At 49.4% G+C, this 17,305-nt stretch carries 12 protein-coding genes and 2 pseudogenes; 7 read left to right on the top strand and 7 right to left on the bottom strand.

Going from position 1 to position 17,305, the window contains the following annotated elements; translation table 11 throughout:
* Positions 1-194 precede the first annotated feature (194 nt).
* From BIT28_RS29970 to BIT28_RS13860, 3 genes and pseudogenes are all read left to right on the top strand, one after another.
* Positions 195-1,162: pseudogene (locus BIT28_RS29970) on the top strand (transposase); the annotation flags it as partial.
* A 634-nt stretch (positions 1,163-1,796) separates the two neighbouring features.
* Positions 1,797-3,320: a group II intron reverse transcriptase/maturase gene (gene ltrA, locus BIT28_RS13865; protein WP_075764626.1), complete on the top strand. Its 1,524-nt coding sequence runs from the start codon at positions 1,797-1,799 to the stop codon at positions 3,318-3,320.
* 83 nt (positions 3,321-3,403) lie between these two features.
* Positions 3,404-4,024: pseudogene (locus BIT28_RS13860) on the top strand (transposase); the annotation flags it as partial.
* A 415-nt stretch (positions 4,025-4,439) separates the two neighbouring features.
* Here the strand turns inward: BIT28_RS13860 and BIT28_RS13855 are convergent.
* The 3 genes from BIT28_RS13855 to def all read right to left on the bottom strand — a co-directional run bounded on the left by BIT28_RS13855 (position 4,440) and on the right by def (position 5,991).
* Positions 4,440-4,961, bottom strand: coding sequence for a cysteine hydrolase family protein (locus BIT28_RS13855; protein WP_075764622.1), 522 nt, complete (start codon positions 4,959-4,961; stop codon positions 4,440-4,442).
* A 233-nt stretch (positions 4,962-5,194) separates the two neighbouring features.
* Positions 5,195-5,407, bottom strand: a complete 213-nt coding sequence (locus tag BIT28_RS13850) for a dodecin (RefSeq protein WP_075764620.1) — start codon at positions 5,405-5,407, stop codon at positions 5,195-5,197.
* 56 nt (positions 5,408-5,463) lie between these two features.
* The gene (def, locus tag BIT28_RS13845) at positions 5,464-5,991 is read right to left on the bottom strand and encodes a peptide deformylase (RefSeq protein ID WP_075764618.1); all 528 of its coding nucleotides are present in this window, start codon (positions 5,989-5,991) and stop codon (positions 5,464-5,466) included.
* 178 nt (positions 5,992-6,169) lie between these two features.
* Here def and BIT28_RS13840 point away from each other — a divergent pair, with 178 nt between their 5' ends.
* Positions 6,170-6,502, top strand: a complete 333-nt coding sequence (locus BIT28_RS13840) for a hypothetical protein (protein WP_139310473.1) — start codon at positions 6,170-6,172, stop codon at positions 6,500-6,502.
* A gap of 97 nt (positions 6,503-6,599) precedes the next feature.
* Positions 6,600-7,241 carry a helix-turn-helix transcriptional regulator gene (locus tag BIT28_RS13835; RefSeq protein WP_075764701.1) on the top strand — a complete coding sequence of 214 codons (642 nt, stop codon included), beginning with the start codon at positions 6,600-6,602 and terminating at the stop codon, positions 7,239-7,241.
* 44 nt (positions 7,242-7,285) lie between these two features.
* On the opposite strand, the gene BIT28_RS13830 is transcribed toward BIT28_RS13835, so the two are convergent.
* The 4 genes from BIT28_RS13830 to BIT28_RS13815 all read right to left on the bottom strand — a co-directional run bounded on the left by BIT28_RS13830 (position 7,286) and on the right by BIT28_RS13815 (position 13,537).
* Positions 7,286-8,410 carry an aminotransferase gene (locus BIT28_RS13830; RefSeq protein ID WP_075764614.1) on the bottom strand — a complete coding sequence of 375 codons (1,125 nt, stop codon included), beginning with the start codon at positions 8,408-8,410 and terminating at the stop codon, positions 7,286-7,288.
* Between the two features lie 47 nt (positions 8,411-8,457).
* On the bottom strand, positions 8,458-9,444 hold the full coding sequence (locus tag BIT28_RS13825) for an ornithine cyclodeaminase family protein (RefSeq protein ID WP_075764612.1): 987 nt from the start codon (positions 9,442-9,444) through the stop codon (positions 8,458-8,460).
* Between the two features lie 349 nt (positions 9,445-9,793).
* Entirely contained in the window at positions 9,794-13,144 is a 3,351-nt protein-coding gene (locus BIT28_RS13820) for a S41 family peptidase (RefSeq protein ID WP_075764610.1), read from the bottom strand.
* A gap of 204 nt (positions 13,145-13,348) precedes the next feature.
* Complete coding sequence (locus tag BIT28_RS13815) at positions 13,349-13,537, bottom strand: hypothetical protein (RefSeq protein WP_075764608.1); 189 nt, start codon at positions 13,535-13,537, stop codon at positions 13,349-13,351.
* A gap of 331 nt (positions 13,538-13,868) precedes the next feature.
* On the opposite strand from BIT28_RS13815, the gene BIT28_RS13810 reads away from it, so the two are divergent.
* Both BIT28_RS13810 and BIT28_RS13805 read left to right on the top strand, forming a co-directional pair.
* The gene (locus BIT28_RS13810) at positions 13,869-15,716 is read left to right on the top strand and encodes a M3 family metallopeptidase (RefSeq protein ID WP_075764606.1); all 1,848 of its coding nucleotides are present in this window, start codon (positions 13,869-13,871) and stop codon (positions 15,714-15,716) included.
* A 363-nt stretch (positions 15,717-16,079) separates the two neighbouring features.
* A complete protein-coding gene (locus tag BIT28_RS13805; protein ID WP_075764604.1) occupies positions 16,080-17,255 on the top strand; it encodes a dicarboxylate/amino acid:cation symporter in 1,176 nt (391 codons plus the stop codon).
* Positions 17,256-17,305: the final 50 nt, after the last annotated feature.

The following is a 17,305-nucleotide window of genomic DNA, read 5'->3' as shown; positions in this document are numbered from 1 at the left end:
TTTTGGGATACAAAAATTTATTCAAGGATAGCTAAATTAGAAAATTCACTGACACATTTCTGTCCAGAAACGTGTTACAGGGCCCCAGGTTTTGTGTGTGATCACCAAGCGATTCTGTCGTACCCCCCCTGTGTCAGGATAGATGTCGCCTAATCTAAATCCATAAATTAGACAGGGGGTGGTGAGTAGGAAATATGTCCCGCTACCCAGAAGAACGAAAGAACGCCATCCTTAAGAAGTTGTTACCGCCGGTGAGTATGTCAGTGCCAAAGCTGGCTAAACAAGAAGGCATTAGCGAGGCAACCCTGTACAATTGGCGCAATCAAATCAGAGAATCAGGAAGTCCAGTGCCTAACAGTGGTCAATCTCCGGAACAATGGTCACCGGAAGCCAAATTTGCCGTAGTTGTTGAAACCGCCAGCCTATCTGAAATAGAACTGGGGGAGTATTGCCGATCTAAAGGTTTATATCCGGAACAAGTTGCCCAATGGCGTGAAGCCTGTATCAATGGTACTGCTTCTGCTAAATCCAGCGATAAGGAAGCGCAAGCTAAATTAAAGGCAGAGCGCCTCAAGACCAAGCAACTTGAAAAAGAACTCCGGCGGAAAGAGAAAGCGTTGGCAGAAACCGCAGCATTGCTGGTGCTGAGAAAAAAGTTCAATGCCCTTTGGGAGGACGACGAGGTCGATTAACACCTCTAACTGAGCGAAAACAAATAGCCGCATGGGTCGAAGAAGCCGTTGCCTCCGGAGCACGCAAGACGATGGCTTGTAAGACCATTGAGCTGCCAATCCGTACGCTACAACGCTGGCTAAATAAAGGGATTGCCGAAGGTGACAGACGGTTAACTGCAAAACGCCCGGTACCGGCAAATAAGCTGTCTGATGACGATGTGGCTCGGATCCTTGAGATCTGTAATCGTGAAGAATATGCCAGTCTGCCGCCATCTCAGATCGTTCCTAGATTGGCGGATGACAACGTGTACCTGGCATCAGAATCAACCTTTTATCGAGTTCTGAAAGCACATAATCAACTCCACCATCGTGGTCGTTCACAAACGCCACGGAAGGTGAAAGCACCAACGAGTTATACAGCGGAAAAGCCCAACCAGGTTTGGTCATGGGACATTACCTATTGTGTGCCCGGAGTTCAGGGCGAGCATGGATGCTCAAATTGAACTACAAGTCTATCTGAAATCCACAGTATACAAGACAGGAGTTGAGTAACCATGGCTATGCTGGGTTGTGACAGCATATGAGCCTGAGCGGCAGTGACTTACCGATGCTGGTAAGGTGATGTAACCCGCTGACAACGGGGAGTGAGGCGAACTCGTTAAGCCAAGATGCTCCTCTAGGCTGAGTATTGGACGGATGAAGAACATGAACTGATTAACCCGCATCTATGGGCTGAAATGTCGCCACCGCCTACACGAGTTAACAGGCGGTATGATGTTGTGTGATTGACATAGATAAGGTCAATTTACACCGAGCTGTAGGGACAGGTAGCCCTCTTACAGTTGAAGGAAGTGCCAGTACAAATCAACTTCTTAGCATCATCACCTTACAGAACGATAAGGTTAAAGACTGCGATCAGCATCCACCCCAATATGTTCGAGTTCAGATAGGTAAACCGGGGAAAGTCTGTTTTGAATGCTAAGGGAGCATGCCCCCGATGACAAACAGACTGACGGAGTTCTCGTAGTAGTCCGGGATGGGGAAAGCCCATTACATGGCGAAGGAGAACAGTTTAATTAACTTGTGTCAGCAAACTAGCTGACTGTAACAGGGTGAAGACCTTTGATAATCAGTGAAATGCAGCACAAGCTAGCAACATGGACAGCAGATGATAAAACCCGCAGGGTAAATCGACTGCTTCGGCTGATCTCTCATCCTGACTGGCTATATCATGCGGCAGAGAAAACACTCTCTTCCAAAGGAGCCAGAACACCGGGAGTAGATGGTGTGACTAAACAACATCTACAAGGGAAATTAGGCGACTATCTACGCGAGCTTAGACTAGAGTTGCAATCCGGTAATTACCAGCCTATGCCCGCAAGGCGCATCTATATCCCCAAAGCAAACGGGAAACAACGCCCATTGGGTATCCCAACTCTGCGTGACCGTATTGTTCAACGGGCAATGCTGATGGCGATGGAGCCTATCTGGGAAAATGATTTTCATTCATTATCCTATGGTTTTAGGCCAGAGCGCAGTGTTCATCATGCTATTCGTACAGTTAAGTTGCAGCTTACCGATGGAACAGACACAAGTGGTCGCTGGGTAATTGAAGGCGACCTAGCCAGTTACTTTGATACAGTACACCATAGACTACTGATGAAATGTGTTCGTAAACGAATAAGCTGCAACGGTTTCAACAACCTACTCTGGCGCTTTATCAAGTCCGGACACGTTGAGCGAAACCTGTTCTGTGCAACGCATGAGGGAGTACCACAAGGAGGCGTCATCTCTCCATTGCTGTCGAACATCATGCTTAACGAGTTCGACCAGTATCTCAATCAGCGTTACCTGAGTAAGAAAGCGCGCCAAGACCGATGGTACCGAAATCACAGCATCAAAATAGGACGCAGCTCAGCTATTAAAAATAACTGGCAATGGCAACCAGCGGTTGCGTACTGCCGTTATGCCGATGACTTTGTACTGATAGTCAAAGGCACTAAGCAGGATGCTGAGTGTATCCGTGACGAATGCCGTCAGTTCCTCGAAGGCAAGCTAAAGCTCACGCTGAATATGGAGAAAACCCATATCACGCATGTGAACGACGGTTTTATCTTCTTAGGGCATCGTATTATCCGGAAACGTGGTCCTAAAGGAAACATGCGAGTGGTCTCGTCGATACCAAAGGCGAAAGCGAAAGCATTCACTCATACGCTGATGAAAGAGCTGTCTGGGGATTATAGTTGCAGCATGATAGACAAGGTCGAGAAGATAAACCAGAAGCTCAGTGGATGGTCACAGTTTTACTGCTTCACTGACTTCACTGCAATGACTTATGGTCGGTTAGACAGAGTTGTGTTTTGGAAGCTAGCACACTGGCTGGCTCGCAAATATAAGTGTCGCATCAAATCACTCCTGATGAAGTGGTGTAAACGACCTGAACCGAAGAAAGCTAAAACTTGGGTACTCTTCGGTAAAACGAATCAGGGACACCTGTGTGGTATATCTCTGTTCAGGCTTGTGAGTAGTCGAAAGATGCCGTTCAAATGGCGTCTTCCAGCAACCAACCCTTATCTTATGACCGAAGCCAGAAGCACGGTTACTTCGAAGTACTCAGATGTTGCTATGGCCGTTGGCCTTGATTAAGCGGAGAGCCGTATGCGCTGAAAGGTGCACGTACGGTTCGGAGAGGAGAGGCGGAGAAATAGTTCGACTACGCTCTGTCTCTTACTCTACTAAGCAGTGTTGTCCGAGGACAGTACTTCTACCTTTATATGGTCGAAGATATTTACAGCCGTAAAATTGTTGGGTGGGAAGTCTATGAAAGCGAGTCCGGAGAGCAAGCTGCGACCTTGATGCAGCGAACCGTAATGACAGAGCAATGCTTCCGTACGCCACTTGTCCTGCATTCGGATAACGGTAGTCCCATGCGTTCAGCGACTTTACAGGCGAAGTTGTGTGAGTTGGGTGTGACACCATCCCATAGTCGGCCACGAGTCAGTAATGATAATCCGTTCTCGGAATCATTGTTCAGGACGTTGAAGTACAGGCCTCAGTGGCCTTCATCCGGCTTTAAAAATCTGGATGATGCTAGAAGTTGGGTTAAGAACTTCGTCGAATGGTACAACGAAGAACACCGTCATAGTCGAATAGGCTTCGTGACTCCGGGGCAACGTCATCGTAATGAAGATACTAAAATCCTGGCAAATAGAAAGACAGTATTCGAACAAGCGAAGGCAAAGAATCCAGAGCGGTGGTCAGGTGAAATAAGGAAATGCGAACCTGCTGGGCCGGTCATGCTTAACCCAGAGAAACCAGATATAAACGAGCAGTTGGAACAAGCTGCTTAAACATGATTAGACGACAACTACCTTGAAAAACGCCGTACCTTAACTACCAAGGGGACAAAAAGTACCCTAGTGGTCATTGCAGTATTTTCAACTCACTCCTTTTATTACAATCAACGTCTAAACAAAGCTCACATAACATCAATATAATCAATAGATTACTGCCTTAGCGTACAATATTTTCCCAATCGTCGTGTGACCCCCTTTAGTGAAAGCCAGTGTTAAGGCAGGTCGCATACAGATTGATATTAAAAATGCCTCGAAGGACTGTATTGACGACTTGACTAATGTATTGACACGACATGGAATGAATTTGTTTAAATAGACTTTATGGGGTAAAATTTTTTACCCCATAAGCTGTAAAATGCATGCATCTTCAGATGAAAATGGCATTACCATAGTTCTGTGGTACCGCTTGTTATATCACCAACTCCGCAGGTTGAAGCTGAACACGTGTTGAAATCGCATTTAGGGCAATATTGTGGATCATTTCATCGACGGTGGTACAACAGTCGGTCAGTACTGAGACGGTGTAATTATCTGCCTGCCTTGAGATGGCTGTGTGAGCGACGCAGTTCTGGGTCATCATTCCGCATAGTAGTAGTTCTTTAGTATCCTTCTCGGCCAGCACCTGTGCCAGATTGGTCTGCTCGAAACTATCAGCGAAACGTTTAGTAACAATAGTCGCCATAGGGGCTGCAGCTGCTAGTTCCGGATGGATTGCGGCGCCTTCGGTACCCTCGTTAAAGAAAGGTGCCATCTCGTTGCCGGCGATATGCTGGACAATAATGACAGGTATCTCTTTCTGCTTGGCGTGCTCGATGGCTTTTTTGATATTTGCCAGTGTTAATCCTGTGTTCCATAACGGGTATTTACCACCCGGAAAATAGTCGTTTTGTGGATCGATAATGATAAGGGCTTTGCCGGTGTGCTCTGTCATGGTGTGCTCCTGTGAGTGTTAGAACGACTGCTTCGCCGTGTCGTGACAGGGCTCAGTATGACAAGATCAGCCTGAGGCGATGAGTGGCATATATGACTTATTTGAGGTTATTTCTGACAAGCTATGTTTTCTTGTTCTCAATCATAGGGCATGATCTTACATCTGGCTGGCCGGGCTGATAATTTCTCCGTAATCTGTCAGCCCTTTTTCCTGATGGTAGATAAAGGACCTGGTTAGTCTTCCTTGAGGGTGAAGCCCACTTTTATGGTCACTTGCCAGTGGTCGACCTGGCCGTTTTCTATGTTGCCCCGGATATCGCAGACTTCAAACCAGCGCATGTTGCTGAGGCTATTGTTGGCTTTGGTCAAGGCCGAGTTGACGGCATCTTCTACACTGTCTTGAGACGAGCCTACCAGCTCGATCAGTTTGTATATATGGTCGGACATCGCTTACCCCTTGTGAACGTGCTGCAGCGCTATGCTGAAACTGTCATAAGTAAAAATTAGCTGATGATCTTCATAAATTCCGCCTCGGTGGCGTAATCATGTTTTTCGGCCCGGTCGAGAAAGACGATCCCGTTGAGGTGATCCAGCTCGTGCTGGAAGATCCGGGCAATGAAACCTTCCATATGGCTTTCCACCTCGTGGCCGTCGATGGTGGTGTATCGCACCTCTATTTTGTTGTGGCGGCTGACTTTGGCCCGCATCCCGGGAATGCTCAGGCAACCTTCCCAGTCTTTTTCCGTCTCTTTGCTTGACCAGATCAGCTCGGGGTTGAGCATTAATGTTGGCGCCATGTGCGGTGCATTGGGGTATCGAGTATTGGGACTTGATGCCACAATAAATGCCCGTACAGATTTGCTGACCTGCGGGGCGGCAATGCCGACACCATTGTGCTTGAGCATCTTTTTCTCCAGTGCGGCAAAGAAGGGCGCATACTCATTGAACTGGCCGGGAGTCAGTGGGGTAGCTAGTTGACGCAGAATGGGGTTGCCCAGCTGTGCTATTTCGAGCGGGTAGGTGACAGACATAATAGGTTCCTGATGCATGTGCCTTGCTTTAAGCGTACGTCTAATTGCGAGCGATAGGAACGGTTTCTTTCTGGTCATGCCGCCAGTAGTAAGCTTGTTTTTCTTCTTGTGTTAGGTTATCTAATGAGGAAGATTGAGCTTAAATCTGCTTGTGTATTCATTGGTATGGGAGATGAAGGTGCGTATTGGATTTTTGGTTACGGCATTGCTGTTCTCTTTGGCTGTGCAGGCAGAAGAGCGGGAATTGGGCGAGATCTTTGTTGATAAGGCAGCCTCAGAGCAAAAGCTTGAGTTTATCGGTGGCGGTGACAGGCCTGTCAGTAATACGATGGTCGATAAGAGTAGTGTTTATCAGGACAGAAACCAAGTTAATCCGACTGAGTTCGGCGCCGGTTTGAAATTTAATGCCACCGAGGATTTTAGTATTTCGGTAGAGGCTGGTGGTGAGGTGATCGACCAGCAAGCCCTTGAAGTTGACAGCGGCTCTGTGGTGTTTGAGCTGAGCTACTAGCGGTTTGGCTGCAGGGATCGTTTTCCACTCTATACAATGTTATTACGGCTAGGTAGTATGCCTTCCATGGTTGGAGATTGTTGAGTTTGTTCAGGAAATGACGCCGCAAGAAAAACAGCAAAGTGCCGAATTACTAATACAACGTTACGCGCCTGTCGCCGACGGCATCGCATTATTGTTTTCAGATTATGTCGAGGTCATCATTCATGATCTGGCAACCCAGAGCGTGGCCTATATCGCCAATAATATCTCCAAGCGTAAAATTGGCGATCCCTCTGCACTGGATGACGTTAATTTTGACCAGACAGAAAACGTGATTGGCCCTTATGAAAAGCTCAACTGGGACGGTCAGAAGATCTGCTCAACCAGTGTGGTACTGCGTAATGATGAAAATACACCCATCGGAATGTTGTGTATTAACATGAATACAACGCCGATCGAATCTGCCCGGGCTGTACTGGATTTGCTTTTGCCGGCAAAGAATCTCATTCCCCAGCCAGAAAAATTGTTTAACGATGACTGGCAGGAAAAAATTAACAGCTTTATCCATGACTGGCTAGCCAGCCACCACCTGTCGCTCTCGGTGATCTCGAGAAAAGATAAGCGTCAACTGGTCGAAGCCCTGTATGAGCAAGGGGCGTTTAACGGCAAAAATTCGGCAGACTATATTGCCAATGTGCTTAGCATGGGACGGGCTACTGTTTTTAATTATTTGCGGGAAATAAAGAACAAGAGTTAGTTCCGATCAAGACAGGGGCAATGTCACATTGCCCCTTCAGCCTGTTAGCCTTGCAGCTCAGCAAGGTATTCCGATACTTTTGCCAACCCGGTCTCTAGCACTTGCGGATTATTGGCATAGCCGATACGTACATAACCTTCCATATCCAGCACACTGCCGGGCGTAAACATAACTCCTTTTGCTTCAAGCAGCCCTACGCAGAAATCACGTGATGACATGTCCAGATCATACTTCAACAAGGCTGTGGTACCTGACTTGGGCCTGATGTAGGAAATCAACGGCTCTTTGGCTACCCAGGCATCCAGCATGTCCCGGTTGGTATTGCAGATATGACGATTACGCTTAAGGATAGCGTCGCGGCACTCCAGGGCGATAGAGGCAAAGTGATCATCAAGCATGCCTACGCTGATGGTGTTGTAGTCGCGGTGAATACAGACCGCCTTGATCACTTCAAGCGGCCCGGCTAGCCAGCCAAGTCGTAAACCGGCCAGAGAGAATGTTTTCGACATACTGCTGGTGCCGATCCCTTTTTCATAAAGATCGGCCACAGAAGCCGTAAAGCCGTTACCCTCTTCGTCTGTGCCGCGGTAGACCTCGTCACAAAGCAGGTAGGCGCCGCAGGAGCGAGCTATGTCAACGACCTGTTCCAGGAAAGCTTCATCCATCAATGCGCCCGTTGGGTTGTTCGGGTTATTGATCGCGATCAGCCGGGTGCCTTCTGTTGCCAGCTGTCGCAGCTCGTCCAAATCTGGTAAAAACTGTTTTTCTTCTTTTAGCTTAACAATATGAACATCAGCCCCGTAGCTTTCAGGGATAGAGTAGTGCTGCTGATAGGTCGGCAAGACGGCAATGACCCGATCTCCCGGGGAGATCAGAGTCTCATGCACCAGGGCGTTGGCACCGATAGCGCCGTGGGTGATCAAGATATTGTCGCGCTTCTGTTTCTGATAGAGCGAGATGATGTTGTCACGCAGCCGATCAGAGCCTTCAATGGCGCCGTAAGTCAGCTTCATCGGCAATAGTTCATCTAATATCGTGTCACGCTTACCTGACATCTCCAGCAGTTGTTCGACGGTGAGTGACTCAACACAGGTTTCGGCCAGGTTATATCGACAAGTATTCTCATAGTCGTTCATCCAGATCTCGACACCAAACTCTTTGATTTTCATGGTCTATCCTTATCAATTTATTCAAATACAGCGTTTTTATACTGTGTTTACTGAAGCTGCTGGCTCGCCAGTTTCCAGATCCCGTAGGCCATCGCGACATCTTCCAGTCCCAAGCCGATTGAGCGGAAAAAGACCGGCTTATCATAATCGGGGAGCGGGCAGGTTTGTGCAACCAGGCTGGCCAAATCGCCCTTGATCTGTGATTTATCCCAACCGTGCTGGCTCGCTGCAAGACACATTTCACCGGCACTGTCTGGTGTTGTCTGTTGGTAATCGCAATACACGTCGGCCTGATTGAGTAGCGCTGGCGGTACCTCATGGGCATTAGCTGCATTGGTACTGATTGAGGTGATAACAGCCGATGGCTTGATGTCAGTCAGTGAAATAACTGGCTGGGCAGAAGAAGTACAAAGCATGATCACATCGGCTTCTTTCGTACAGTGGCTCGCATCTATAGCGATCTGAATCCGGGGATCGATACTCATTATTTCATCGCGGCGCGCCGGGTTATCGAGCAGTTCTGGCGCGTACAGGCTGATTGTTTGCCAGCGGCGTAATTTCAGCACATGGCGAAGGTGCGTCAGGCCAACGGTACCTGCCCCGATCAGCGCCAAGTGACTGCTGTTTTCAGGGGCCAGGTAGTCGATGGCCAGCGCCGTGGTACCAGCGGTTCGCTCAACAGTTAGCTGGCTTGAATCACACCACAGCAAGGGTTGGCCGGTTTGCATCGACATCAGGCTGGTCCAGGCGGTAATAATCGGCTGTTGCTCGGTGATCAGGTAAGGGGATAGTTTTGCGCCGAATACCGCTTCTTTGGCCATGGCGCCCAGATAGGTAATGAAGTCACCCGCATTATTGGGAAGCAGGGCTAACGTTTGTGGCGGCTGGACTGCCGTATTGTCACTCAACGCCAGGAACAGGGACTTCATTAGCTCCTGGACGTCGAGTTGCGGCAACAGGTCGCGGACTTCTGCATCACAAAGAATCAATGGCTTAGCTATGTTATTGGCAATCTCAGTAGGGTGGCTTTGCATGACTATTCTCGTTTGTCTTTATTGAAACATAACGTACTTATACCATAAAGTATAAATCATACTAAATAGTATAATTTATACTTTGTAGATTTTTTGGGATCAAATACTTATGTAGATTGGTATAAATACCCCTTGAAGGTTGCTTCATACAAAAAAACAGCACTTGATCGCTAAGTGGGGAGGATGGTGTGACTGGAGCGTGATACTTGATGACTTAAAGCGTGGAAAGGAGGATGCCGGCCTGTGCAGGTGAAGGTTGAAACAGTATCTTGCTGAATATCTTTGTGGACCAGGCCGGCTTAGCAGCACGGCCTAGTCGCATCGCTTAGGCTAAATCTCGTGATTTAACCTATATGCTTTTTAGCGCCTCCTTGATAGCCGCATCAAGTTGGTTGTCTTTGCCTGTGGCAATCTCAGACGGCGTATTAAATACGGCAATGTCAGGCTGAAGCTCGAGGTTTTCATACAGGTTCCCGTCGAGAGTACGCAGCGGTTGGTACGGGAACATATAGCCGATCCCGTGGTAGACCTGGGAATCGACTCCCATGACCGTTGTGCCTGTCCCCGGTACTGGCTCTCCGACGATCGGGCCTACTTTCAGATCTTGATAATATTGGCTAAAAGCTGATGCTTCCGAATACGAGCCGGAATTTGCAATCACCACTGAAGGTTTCAGCCAGCTGCGACGACTGGCGTCTGACGTCGGTTGGCCGATATGGGGCACAATGTCAGCCGCTTTACGTGCGGTGAGAAACTCAATCAGGGTATCTGCCAGGAAGCCGCCACCGTTGAAGCGGACGTCGACAATCAGGGCATCAGCATTTCTCAGTCGGCCCAGCGCCTCCGACCTCAGATGCAGGAAGGATGCATTGCTCATATCTGGCAGATAGACATAGCCCACTTTACCGCCAGTTTGCTGGCTGACATAATTTCGGCGTGCGATTTCCCAGCGTTTCATGATCAACGAGTAGGCCTCGCCGCCATCTATCGGGGTGATTCGCTGCTGCCTGGTATTATCATTGCCGCGCTGCAGAGTCAGAGCAACGGGTTGGTCGGCTTTGTTGTTCAGTGCGCTGGCCAGATCCCCCAGAGTATTGATCGGCCTGTTGTTGAGCGCGACAAGTCGATCTCCGGGTTTGATCCCATAGGCGTCGTTGTCTGCCGGCCCGCCCGGAAGAACACTGTGAATGGTAAGACCTTCACGCCGGGCTGTTTTGCTTTTTTTACCCTTGCCTGAGGAGAGTGAAGCCGGGGCGACGTGCTGGTCGAAGATCAGCCCGATCTCTGCTGTCGCATCTTCTCGCATGGTATTTGCCGGCATGGCATAAGCGCCGGTGTGAGAGGCATTCAACTCTCCGCTCAGCTCTTTGAGCACATTGACGAAGTCACGGTCATTGTTGATGTGCGGCAAAAAGCGCTGATAGTGTTCGCTGTAGAAGGCCCAGTCGACATTGCCCATGTCTGGACGGTAGTACATCTCTTGTGTCTGGCGGACAAACTGCCGGTAGGCGGCCAGTTTCCTTGGTGCTTCCTGGTAATCAACTGGCAGGTCAATAGGTAAGCTGACTGAGTCGCCCGTTGCCGTATCGACCTCGAATACTTCACCGTCGGCAAGCAGGTAGACAAAGCTCTGATCTGCGGTGATATAGACATCGCTTGCCATTGGGAGATCGGTAAACACAGTATGTGACTCCGCGGTGCGGACGTTATACAGGAAGCCGCGAGTGGTCTCGTCACCGGAAGGAGAAGCCATCAGGTCGATGACCAACAGGTGATCCCCCAGCAAGTGCGTTTCCAGTACCTGGCTGGAAAATGGCAGGTGGAAAGCTTCCCGATATTCGAGGTTACTGGCCGAAAATGGGTAGTGTTCGGTCTCTTCGGGCAGCTCACGGTCATTCTTGAAGTCTTGCATGGCACTGTTGTTGGTAAAAATGCCGGTGACCGTTTCGTCCCAGTCTTCGCCATCGGCTGTTTTCAGGCCGAATTTTGAGGTTGTCCAGGTCAGTATGCGGTTGTCCTGGCTCCATTTAGGCTTGCCATTGTAGAAGCCGTTCTGCGAGACATTGACCGGTGCCTTATTACCTTCGGCATCGACGACATAAATCTGTTCGACGTAGGGACGAGGCGAGAGGTGAACGGCGAGCTGGGTCGAGTCGGGAGACCACACAAACTCCAGGCGGTTCGATTCGCTGACCATGTCAGCGGCAATCAGCTCTTTGCCGGTACCCGGTCTTGCGTTGATCTGTGTATCGGCATCATCCGGGGCAGTAAGAAGCGATGGCCCGGCTTCGAAGTCGGCCGACTGAGGGGTATTGCCGTCGTAGTTGTCGAGATCGATGACATGCAGGGCCCGGCCGTCAATGACAAAGGCAAGCTTGCGACTGTCTGGTGAATACACCGGCTGTGAAATATCGTGCCCCGGCATGACAAGAAAAGGTTGCTCCTCAACCATCGCGGTGCTGGACAACATTTCTTCTTCGCTGAACGAGCGAGCCAGATACAGCCCCCAATGACCGTTGCGCATTGCCGAGTACAGCACACCATAGCCGTCGGGGGTGAAGACCATTTGCTTTTCTTCCGTGGCGGTATGGGTTAGTCGTTTGACCTTTTCGTTCCGCGTATTCATGGCGTAGATGTCGCCATAGCTGCTAAAGAGTATTTCTTCGGCATCAAAGACAGAAGGCATAAACCGGGTTGCGTCATTGCTATAGAATAACTGACTTGGGGCGGCGGCGAAATTGCGGATGTTGATGGCCAGCTTTTGTGGTTCCACCTGGTTTTTTGCTAGCCGGTACAATTCCCCGTTGTAGGAAAACGCCAGATCATCATTGGCTGATACCGACAGGTGACGGACAGGGTGATCGGCCAGGGTGGTGATTGGTATTTCTTTGCCTGTGGCCAATTCATAAAACCAGACATTAAAGCTGCCGCTGCGCTCACTCAGGAAGTAGAAACCGCTGTTATCACTGTTCCAGAGCGGTTGCTGGGCGGCAATTCTATTTTCAGTCAGTTGACGGTGTTTCCCTGTCTTGGCATCAAATAGCCAGATAGTAGGGACAGCAAAAGAGTTCTGGTGCTTTCTAAATTGCTGATCCTTGTGCGGGGAATTATAGAGCAGCTGTGTTTTCCCGGCGTTCCACACCGCATGCTTGGCCGGGATCGGCATCAGAGCCTGAGCGGCTTTATTATTGATATTTACACGGTACAGCTGGTTACCGCGGGTGCCGAACGAGTACAGCGGCAAGCTGTAAAAATCCTGCTGTTCTGCCGTTAGACGTGTGGTGTTGAACAGCACGGACTTTCCATTATCGGAAAAGGCGGTAGGAATGTCGTTGGCAGAATGGGAGGTGAGGCGGCTCATCTCTCCGCTTTGCAACGATACCGTGAAAACATCATCGTTTCCGTACGGGTTGGCAGCAAAAGCCAGTGTTTTATTATCCGGCGACCATACCAGGGCGTGCGGGTAGAATTCGCCACTGGTGATGGCCCGCGCGTTACCGCCGTCGCTGGATGCAAGATAGATACGGCTTTGGTAGGTAAATGCCAACTGCTTACCATCTGGTGAAATGGCCGTATTGCGTAACCAGAGCGGAGCCTGATTCTGTGGCTCGGCAGAGGAAGAGGTGGTGGTAGCCAGGGCCGGTGACAATGAACTGGCAATAAGGGCGGCGAGCAATGAGCAGCGCGCGAATGGTCTCATGACTGGATCCTTGTTTGTCGCAATAAAGAGAGCAAGTGGCGTTCAAGTGTAATTAGTTTTGGTTAATACTGAACGTTGTTCATATATATCACGAATGACCGATCATTCAACATTTGAATTGTGTATATGTTTGTCATGAAGAGCTGGTGCAGAGAAAGGCCGGCGCAGTGCCGGCCAAAAGAGATGAACGGATGAATCGGCCTGCTACTTAGCTTCGGCTTTTTCCGCTTTGAGTTTATTGCATTCGGTAACAGGGATCGCAGTCGTACTTATCATCTTACCGTCTTGCATGCAGATAATGTGAGGGACGGTAACTCTGCTGCCTCCTCCCATTTCGGCAAAGGCTAAGCCAGAAAAGACAATGCAACAAAGTAATGCGATAACTTTTTTCATGTGTTTCCTCCGTGCTTGTAGACCTGATTGGTCAAAGATTGACCAGTTCGAAATTTAAACGTAGCAGTGATTTGCATGTAGTGTTGTCGCAGGGATGTTCCATCACGCTATGGTTAATAGGCTAATCAATTGGCTCGATAACCATGATATGCCAGTGTGGCTTAAGCGGGGCTGAATCTATAGGCAAAACGGATTTACAATGTAAAGCGCAACGGGCAAATCTCTGTTGGCTGAAAATGTGACTGAGCTTGCGGGTTATTATGATTGCATTATCATTGGCTACGAGACAATAAATTAAATTGATCAAGTATTTACATTTATAGGGATACAAATGACAGCATCAGCCTATCTTGATTCACTTAACCAGCGTTATTTATCTTTGCATCGGACCAAAGAAGATTTCTTCTGGGAAACTTACATGGGAACGAGTGATGACCATGAGGGTTCTGCCCGGGCAGAAACGCAGTGGGCGACATTTTTGAGTACTCCGACCCAGATCACCGAGCTGAAAGAGCAGATAGCGGCAGCTGAGTTGCTTGCCGATTCCAACGAGAAAACGCAAACCTTGGTTGGACTCAAAGGTTGGCTGAGTATGTTTCAGGCTCATGCGCTGGAGTCGGAGCAAGCGCAGGCGCTAAAAGCCAAGCTGATTAAGTTCGAGGCGAATTTGTTTGAGAAAAAACAAAACCATGTGATGAATTATGTGGATGAGAACGGCAACCAGGCGGAAGGATCACTCCCTGTACTTGCGGCTAATATTCGTACCAGCAGCGATGAAGAGGTTCGTCGCTCATCGCATCAGGCCTTGCTTGATTTGGAGCAGTGGCTGCTTGGCAACGGCTTTTTGGAGCTGGTAAAACTGCGTAACGAGTTTGCCCGGTCACTGGGGTACGATAACTTTTTTGATTACTCGGTGGTCAAAACCGAGCAGATGACGACGGCAGAGCTATTCGCGATTCTGGAGGATTTTGAAGCCCGGACCCGAGACAGTCATTTGCGCAGCTTGCGTCAGCTGGCTGATGCCAAGGGCGAGCAAGCCTTGTTCGGCTATAACTTTGTGTTCTCGTTCTCGGGGGATGCGATGCGGGATTTGGACCCCTATGTGCCGTTTTCCCAGTCGCTGCGACGCTGGGTCGAGTCGTTCGGTCGTCTGAATATCGATTATTCGGGAGCTGAGCTGACGTTGGACCTTCTTGATCGCAAGGGTAAATATCAAAATGGCTTCTGCCATGGTCCGGTTCCGTCATTTTATGATCAGGGATGCTGGGTTCCCGCCAAGGTGAACTTCACCAGCAATGCCAAACCGGATCAGGTCGGTAGCGGGTATGACGGTATCAACACCTTGTTCCATGAAGGCGGGCACGCTGCGCATTTCTCAAACGTGAAGATGAATGCGCCGTGTTTCTCTCAGGAGTTCGCGCCGACCTCAATGGCTTATGCCGAGACTCAGTCGATGTTTTGCGATAGCCTGCTCGGCGATGCAGACTGGCTGAAGCAGTATGCGCTGGACGCTGATGGCAACGCCGTCCCGGACGCCGTGATCAAGTCAATGATTGACAGCAAGCAGCCCTTCAGAGCATACGGTGAGAGAAGTATTCTGGTGGTACCTTACTTTGAGCGGGCCCTGTATCGTTTGAGCGATGACGAACTGACAGCTGAGGCGGTGACCGAACTGGCCAGAACAACCGAGCAACAGATCCTTGGTCTGGCATGCAGCCCGCGCCCGCTGATGGCGATCCCACATTTATTGTCCGATGAGGCGGCCTGTGCCTACCAAGGTTACCTGCTGGCGAATATGGCGGTTTATCAGACAAGAGCTTACTTTACCGAGAAGTTTGGGTATTTAACCGATAATCCGCAGATCGGGCCGCAACTGGCGAAACACTACTGGCACGGCGGAAACAGTGTCAATCATAACGCGACCATTCTGAGCCTGACGGGAGAGGGGTTCAATGCCAAATACCTTGCTGATGAATGCAACCTGTCTGCCGAACAGGCATGGGAAGCAGAACAGCAGAAAATAGCAGCGCTGAAAAGCAGAACTCGTGCGGAGGTTGCCCCGCTGAATGCCACAGTCCGTATTGTTGACGGTGCCGCTCAGCTTGCTTCTAACGATAGCTCAGACAGCGAAATGTGTGACACGTTTGAGCAATACATTGTGTCGACTTACGGCCGCTAGCTAAGCGGTTAATGTATTACAGGCCATATCAGGCTATAGGATCAGTCAGCCCTATATGTGCTGGCTGATCTTGTCCCTTCAAGAGCATTCTTACGGCTATATTTTCTCTTTTCATTCAGTACGGTGATCACGAGATCGCCCCCTTTGTTCTTTCCTCATTAAGCTCTCTGGTGATTAAAATCTATCAGCAAACTTTCAAAAAAAGTGACACACAAGTATAAAGATGCTAAATAGACTCTACGGCTGAAATAATATTCCGGGTTATCCATATTCTAAAAACATAATGCCAGCAAGTGCATATAGATGGATCATTTATCACTCCTGGATTTCGCCGTTACCAAACACACATCAGGAAACATTTTAATGAAGCTTATTTTGAAGTTAATTGCCGGCATTATCGCCGGTATTTTAATCGGTTTTTTTGCCCCCGACGCCGTAGTGCGTATTCTGCTGACCGTAAAACTACTCGGTGGTCAGTTGATCGGTTTTACCATCCCTTTGATTATTCTTTTCTACATAACCAGTGGTATCGCGAGTTTGCCGAAGAACTCTGGTAGCCTGCTGGGGAAAACCGTTGCGCTTTCCTATGGTTCAACCGTGCTTGCCGGTAGCCTGGCATTTATTGTCGCCAGTTCGGTGATTGCCGGCCTGCCGGCGCCGGATCAGGCGGTTGCCGATGCCGGTGAGAAACTGACCAGCTTTATCAGTCTGGAAATTCCGCCAATGTTCGGTGTGATGACAGCATTGGCTACCGCCTTTCTGTTCGGGCTGGGGATCAGCATCACCAACAGTATTCGGTTGAAAGAGATTGCCGACGATGGTCGTGGCATTATTGATTTGCTGTTGTCGAAAGTAATTATTCCGTTGCTTCCGTTTTATATCTCCGGGATCTTTGCCGAAATGGCGGCAGAAGGGACGGTGTTTACGACTCTGAAGACCTTTGGAGTCGTGCTGGCACTGGCCGTGTTTATGCACTGGGTTTGGATCACTATCCAGTATACCTTGACGGGTATCGCGCTGGGTCTGTCGCCGCTGAAGCTGATCAAAAATATGCTGCCGGCCTACTTTACGGCGATTGGTACCATGTCTTCTGCTGCGACCATTCCTGTTACCTTGCGTCAAACCAAGAACAATGGCGTGAATGAGTCGATTGCTAACTTTACGATCCCGCTGTGCGCTACGATTCATTTGTCAGGCTCGACAATTACCCTTATCACCTGCTCGACGGCAGTAATGGCACTTAGCCAGCACATTGCCCTGCCGTCTTTGCTTGAGATGCTGCCATTTATCATGATGCTGGGTATTACGATGATTGCTGCACCGGGTGCGCCGGGTGGCGGCGTGATGGCGGCGCTGGGTCTGATGTCGACTATGCTTGGTTTTGGCGAGGCTGAACTGGCGCTGATGATTGCCCTGTATATGGCACAGGACAGTTTTGGTACCGCGTGTAATATCACCGGTGACGGTGCCATTTCGCTGTGGGTAAACAAATTTGCCCAGAAGCAACCTGCCGCTGATCCTGCGCAGCAAGCTGGTTAATGGCTCTCGCTAGCAAGATATGAAACGGTAAAGCCACCTGAAAGGGTGGC

The sequence above is a fragment of the Photobacterium proteolyticum genome, from assembly GCF_001939735.1.
GTDB classification, from domain to species: domain Bacteria; phylum Pseudomonadota; class Gammaproteobacteria; order Enterobacterales; family Vibrionaceae; genus Photobacterium; species Photobacterium proteolyticum.
The sequence above is the reverse complement of the archived record's forward strand: the minus strand, read 5'-3'. Positions and strand labels throughout refer to the sequence as shown.

Coding starts and splice junctions, on each gene's coding strand:
- BIT28_RS13855 (WP_075764622.1), bottom strand. CDS start 4,961: ATGACAGAGCACACCGGCAAAGCCCTTATCATTATCGATCCACAAAAC.
- BIT28_RS13850 (WP_075764620.1), bottom strand. CDS start 5,407: ATGTCCGACCATATATACAAACTGATCGAGCTGGTAGGCTCGTCTCAA.
- def (WP_075764618.1), bottom strand. CDS start 5,991: ATGTCTGTCACCTACCCGCTCGAAATAGCACAGCTGGGCAACCCCATT.
- BIT28_RS13835 (WP_075764701.1), top strand. CDS start 6,600: ATGACGCCGCAAGAAAAACAGCAAAGTGCCGAATTACTAATACAACGT.
- BIT28_RS13830 (WP_075764614.1), bottom strand. CDS start 8,410: ATGAAAATCAAAGAGTTTGGTGTCGAGATCTGGATGAACGACTATGAG.
- BIT28_RS13825 (WP_075764612.1), bottom strand. CDS start 9,444: ATGCAAAGCCACCCTACTGAGATTGCCAATAACATAGCTAAGCCATTG.
- BIT28_RS13820 (WP_075764610.1), bottom strand. CDS start 13,144: ATGAGACCATTCGCGCGCTGCTCATTGCTCGCCGCCCTTATTGCCAGT.
- BIT28_RS13815 (WP_075764608.1), bottom strand. CDS start 13,537: ATGAAAAAAGTTATCGCATTACTTTGTTGCATTGTCTTTTCTGGCTTA.
- BIT28_RS13810 (WP_075764606.1), top strand. CDS start 13,869: ATGACAGCATCAGCCTATCTTGATTCACTTAACCAGCGTTATTTATCT.
- BIT28_RS13805 (WP_075764604.1), top strand. CDS start 16,080: ATGAAGCTTATTTTGAAGTTAATTGCCGGCATTATCGCCGGTATTTTA.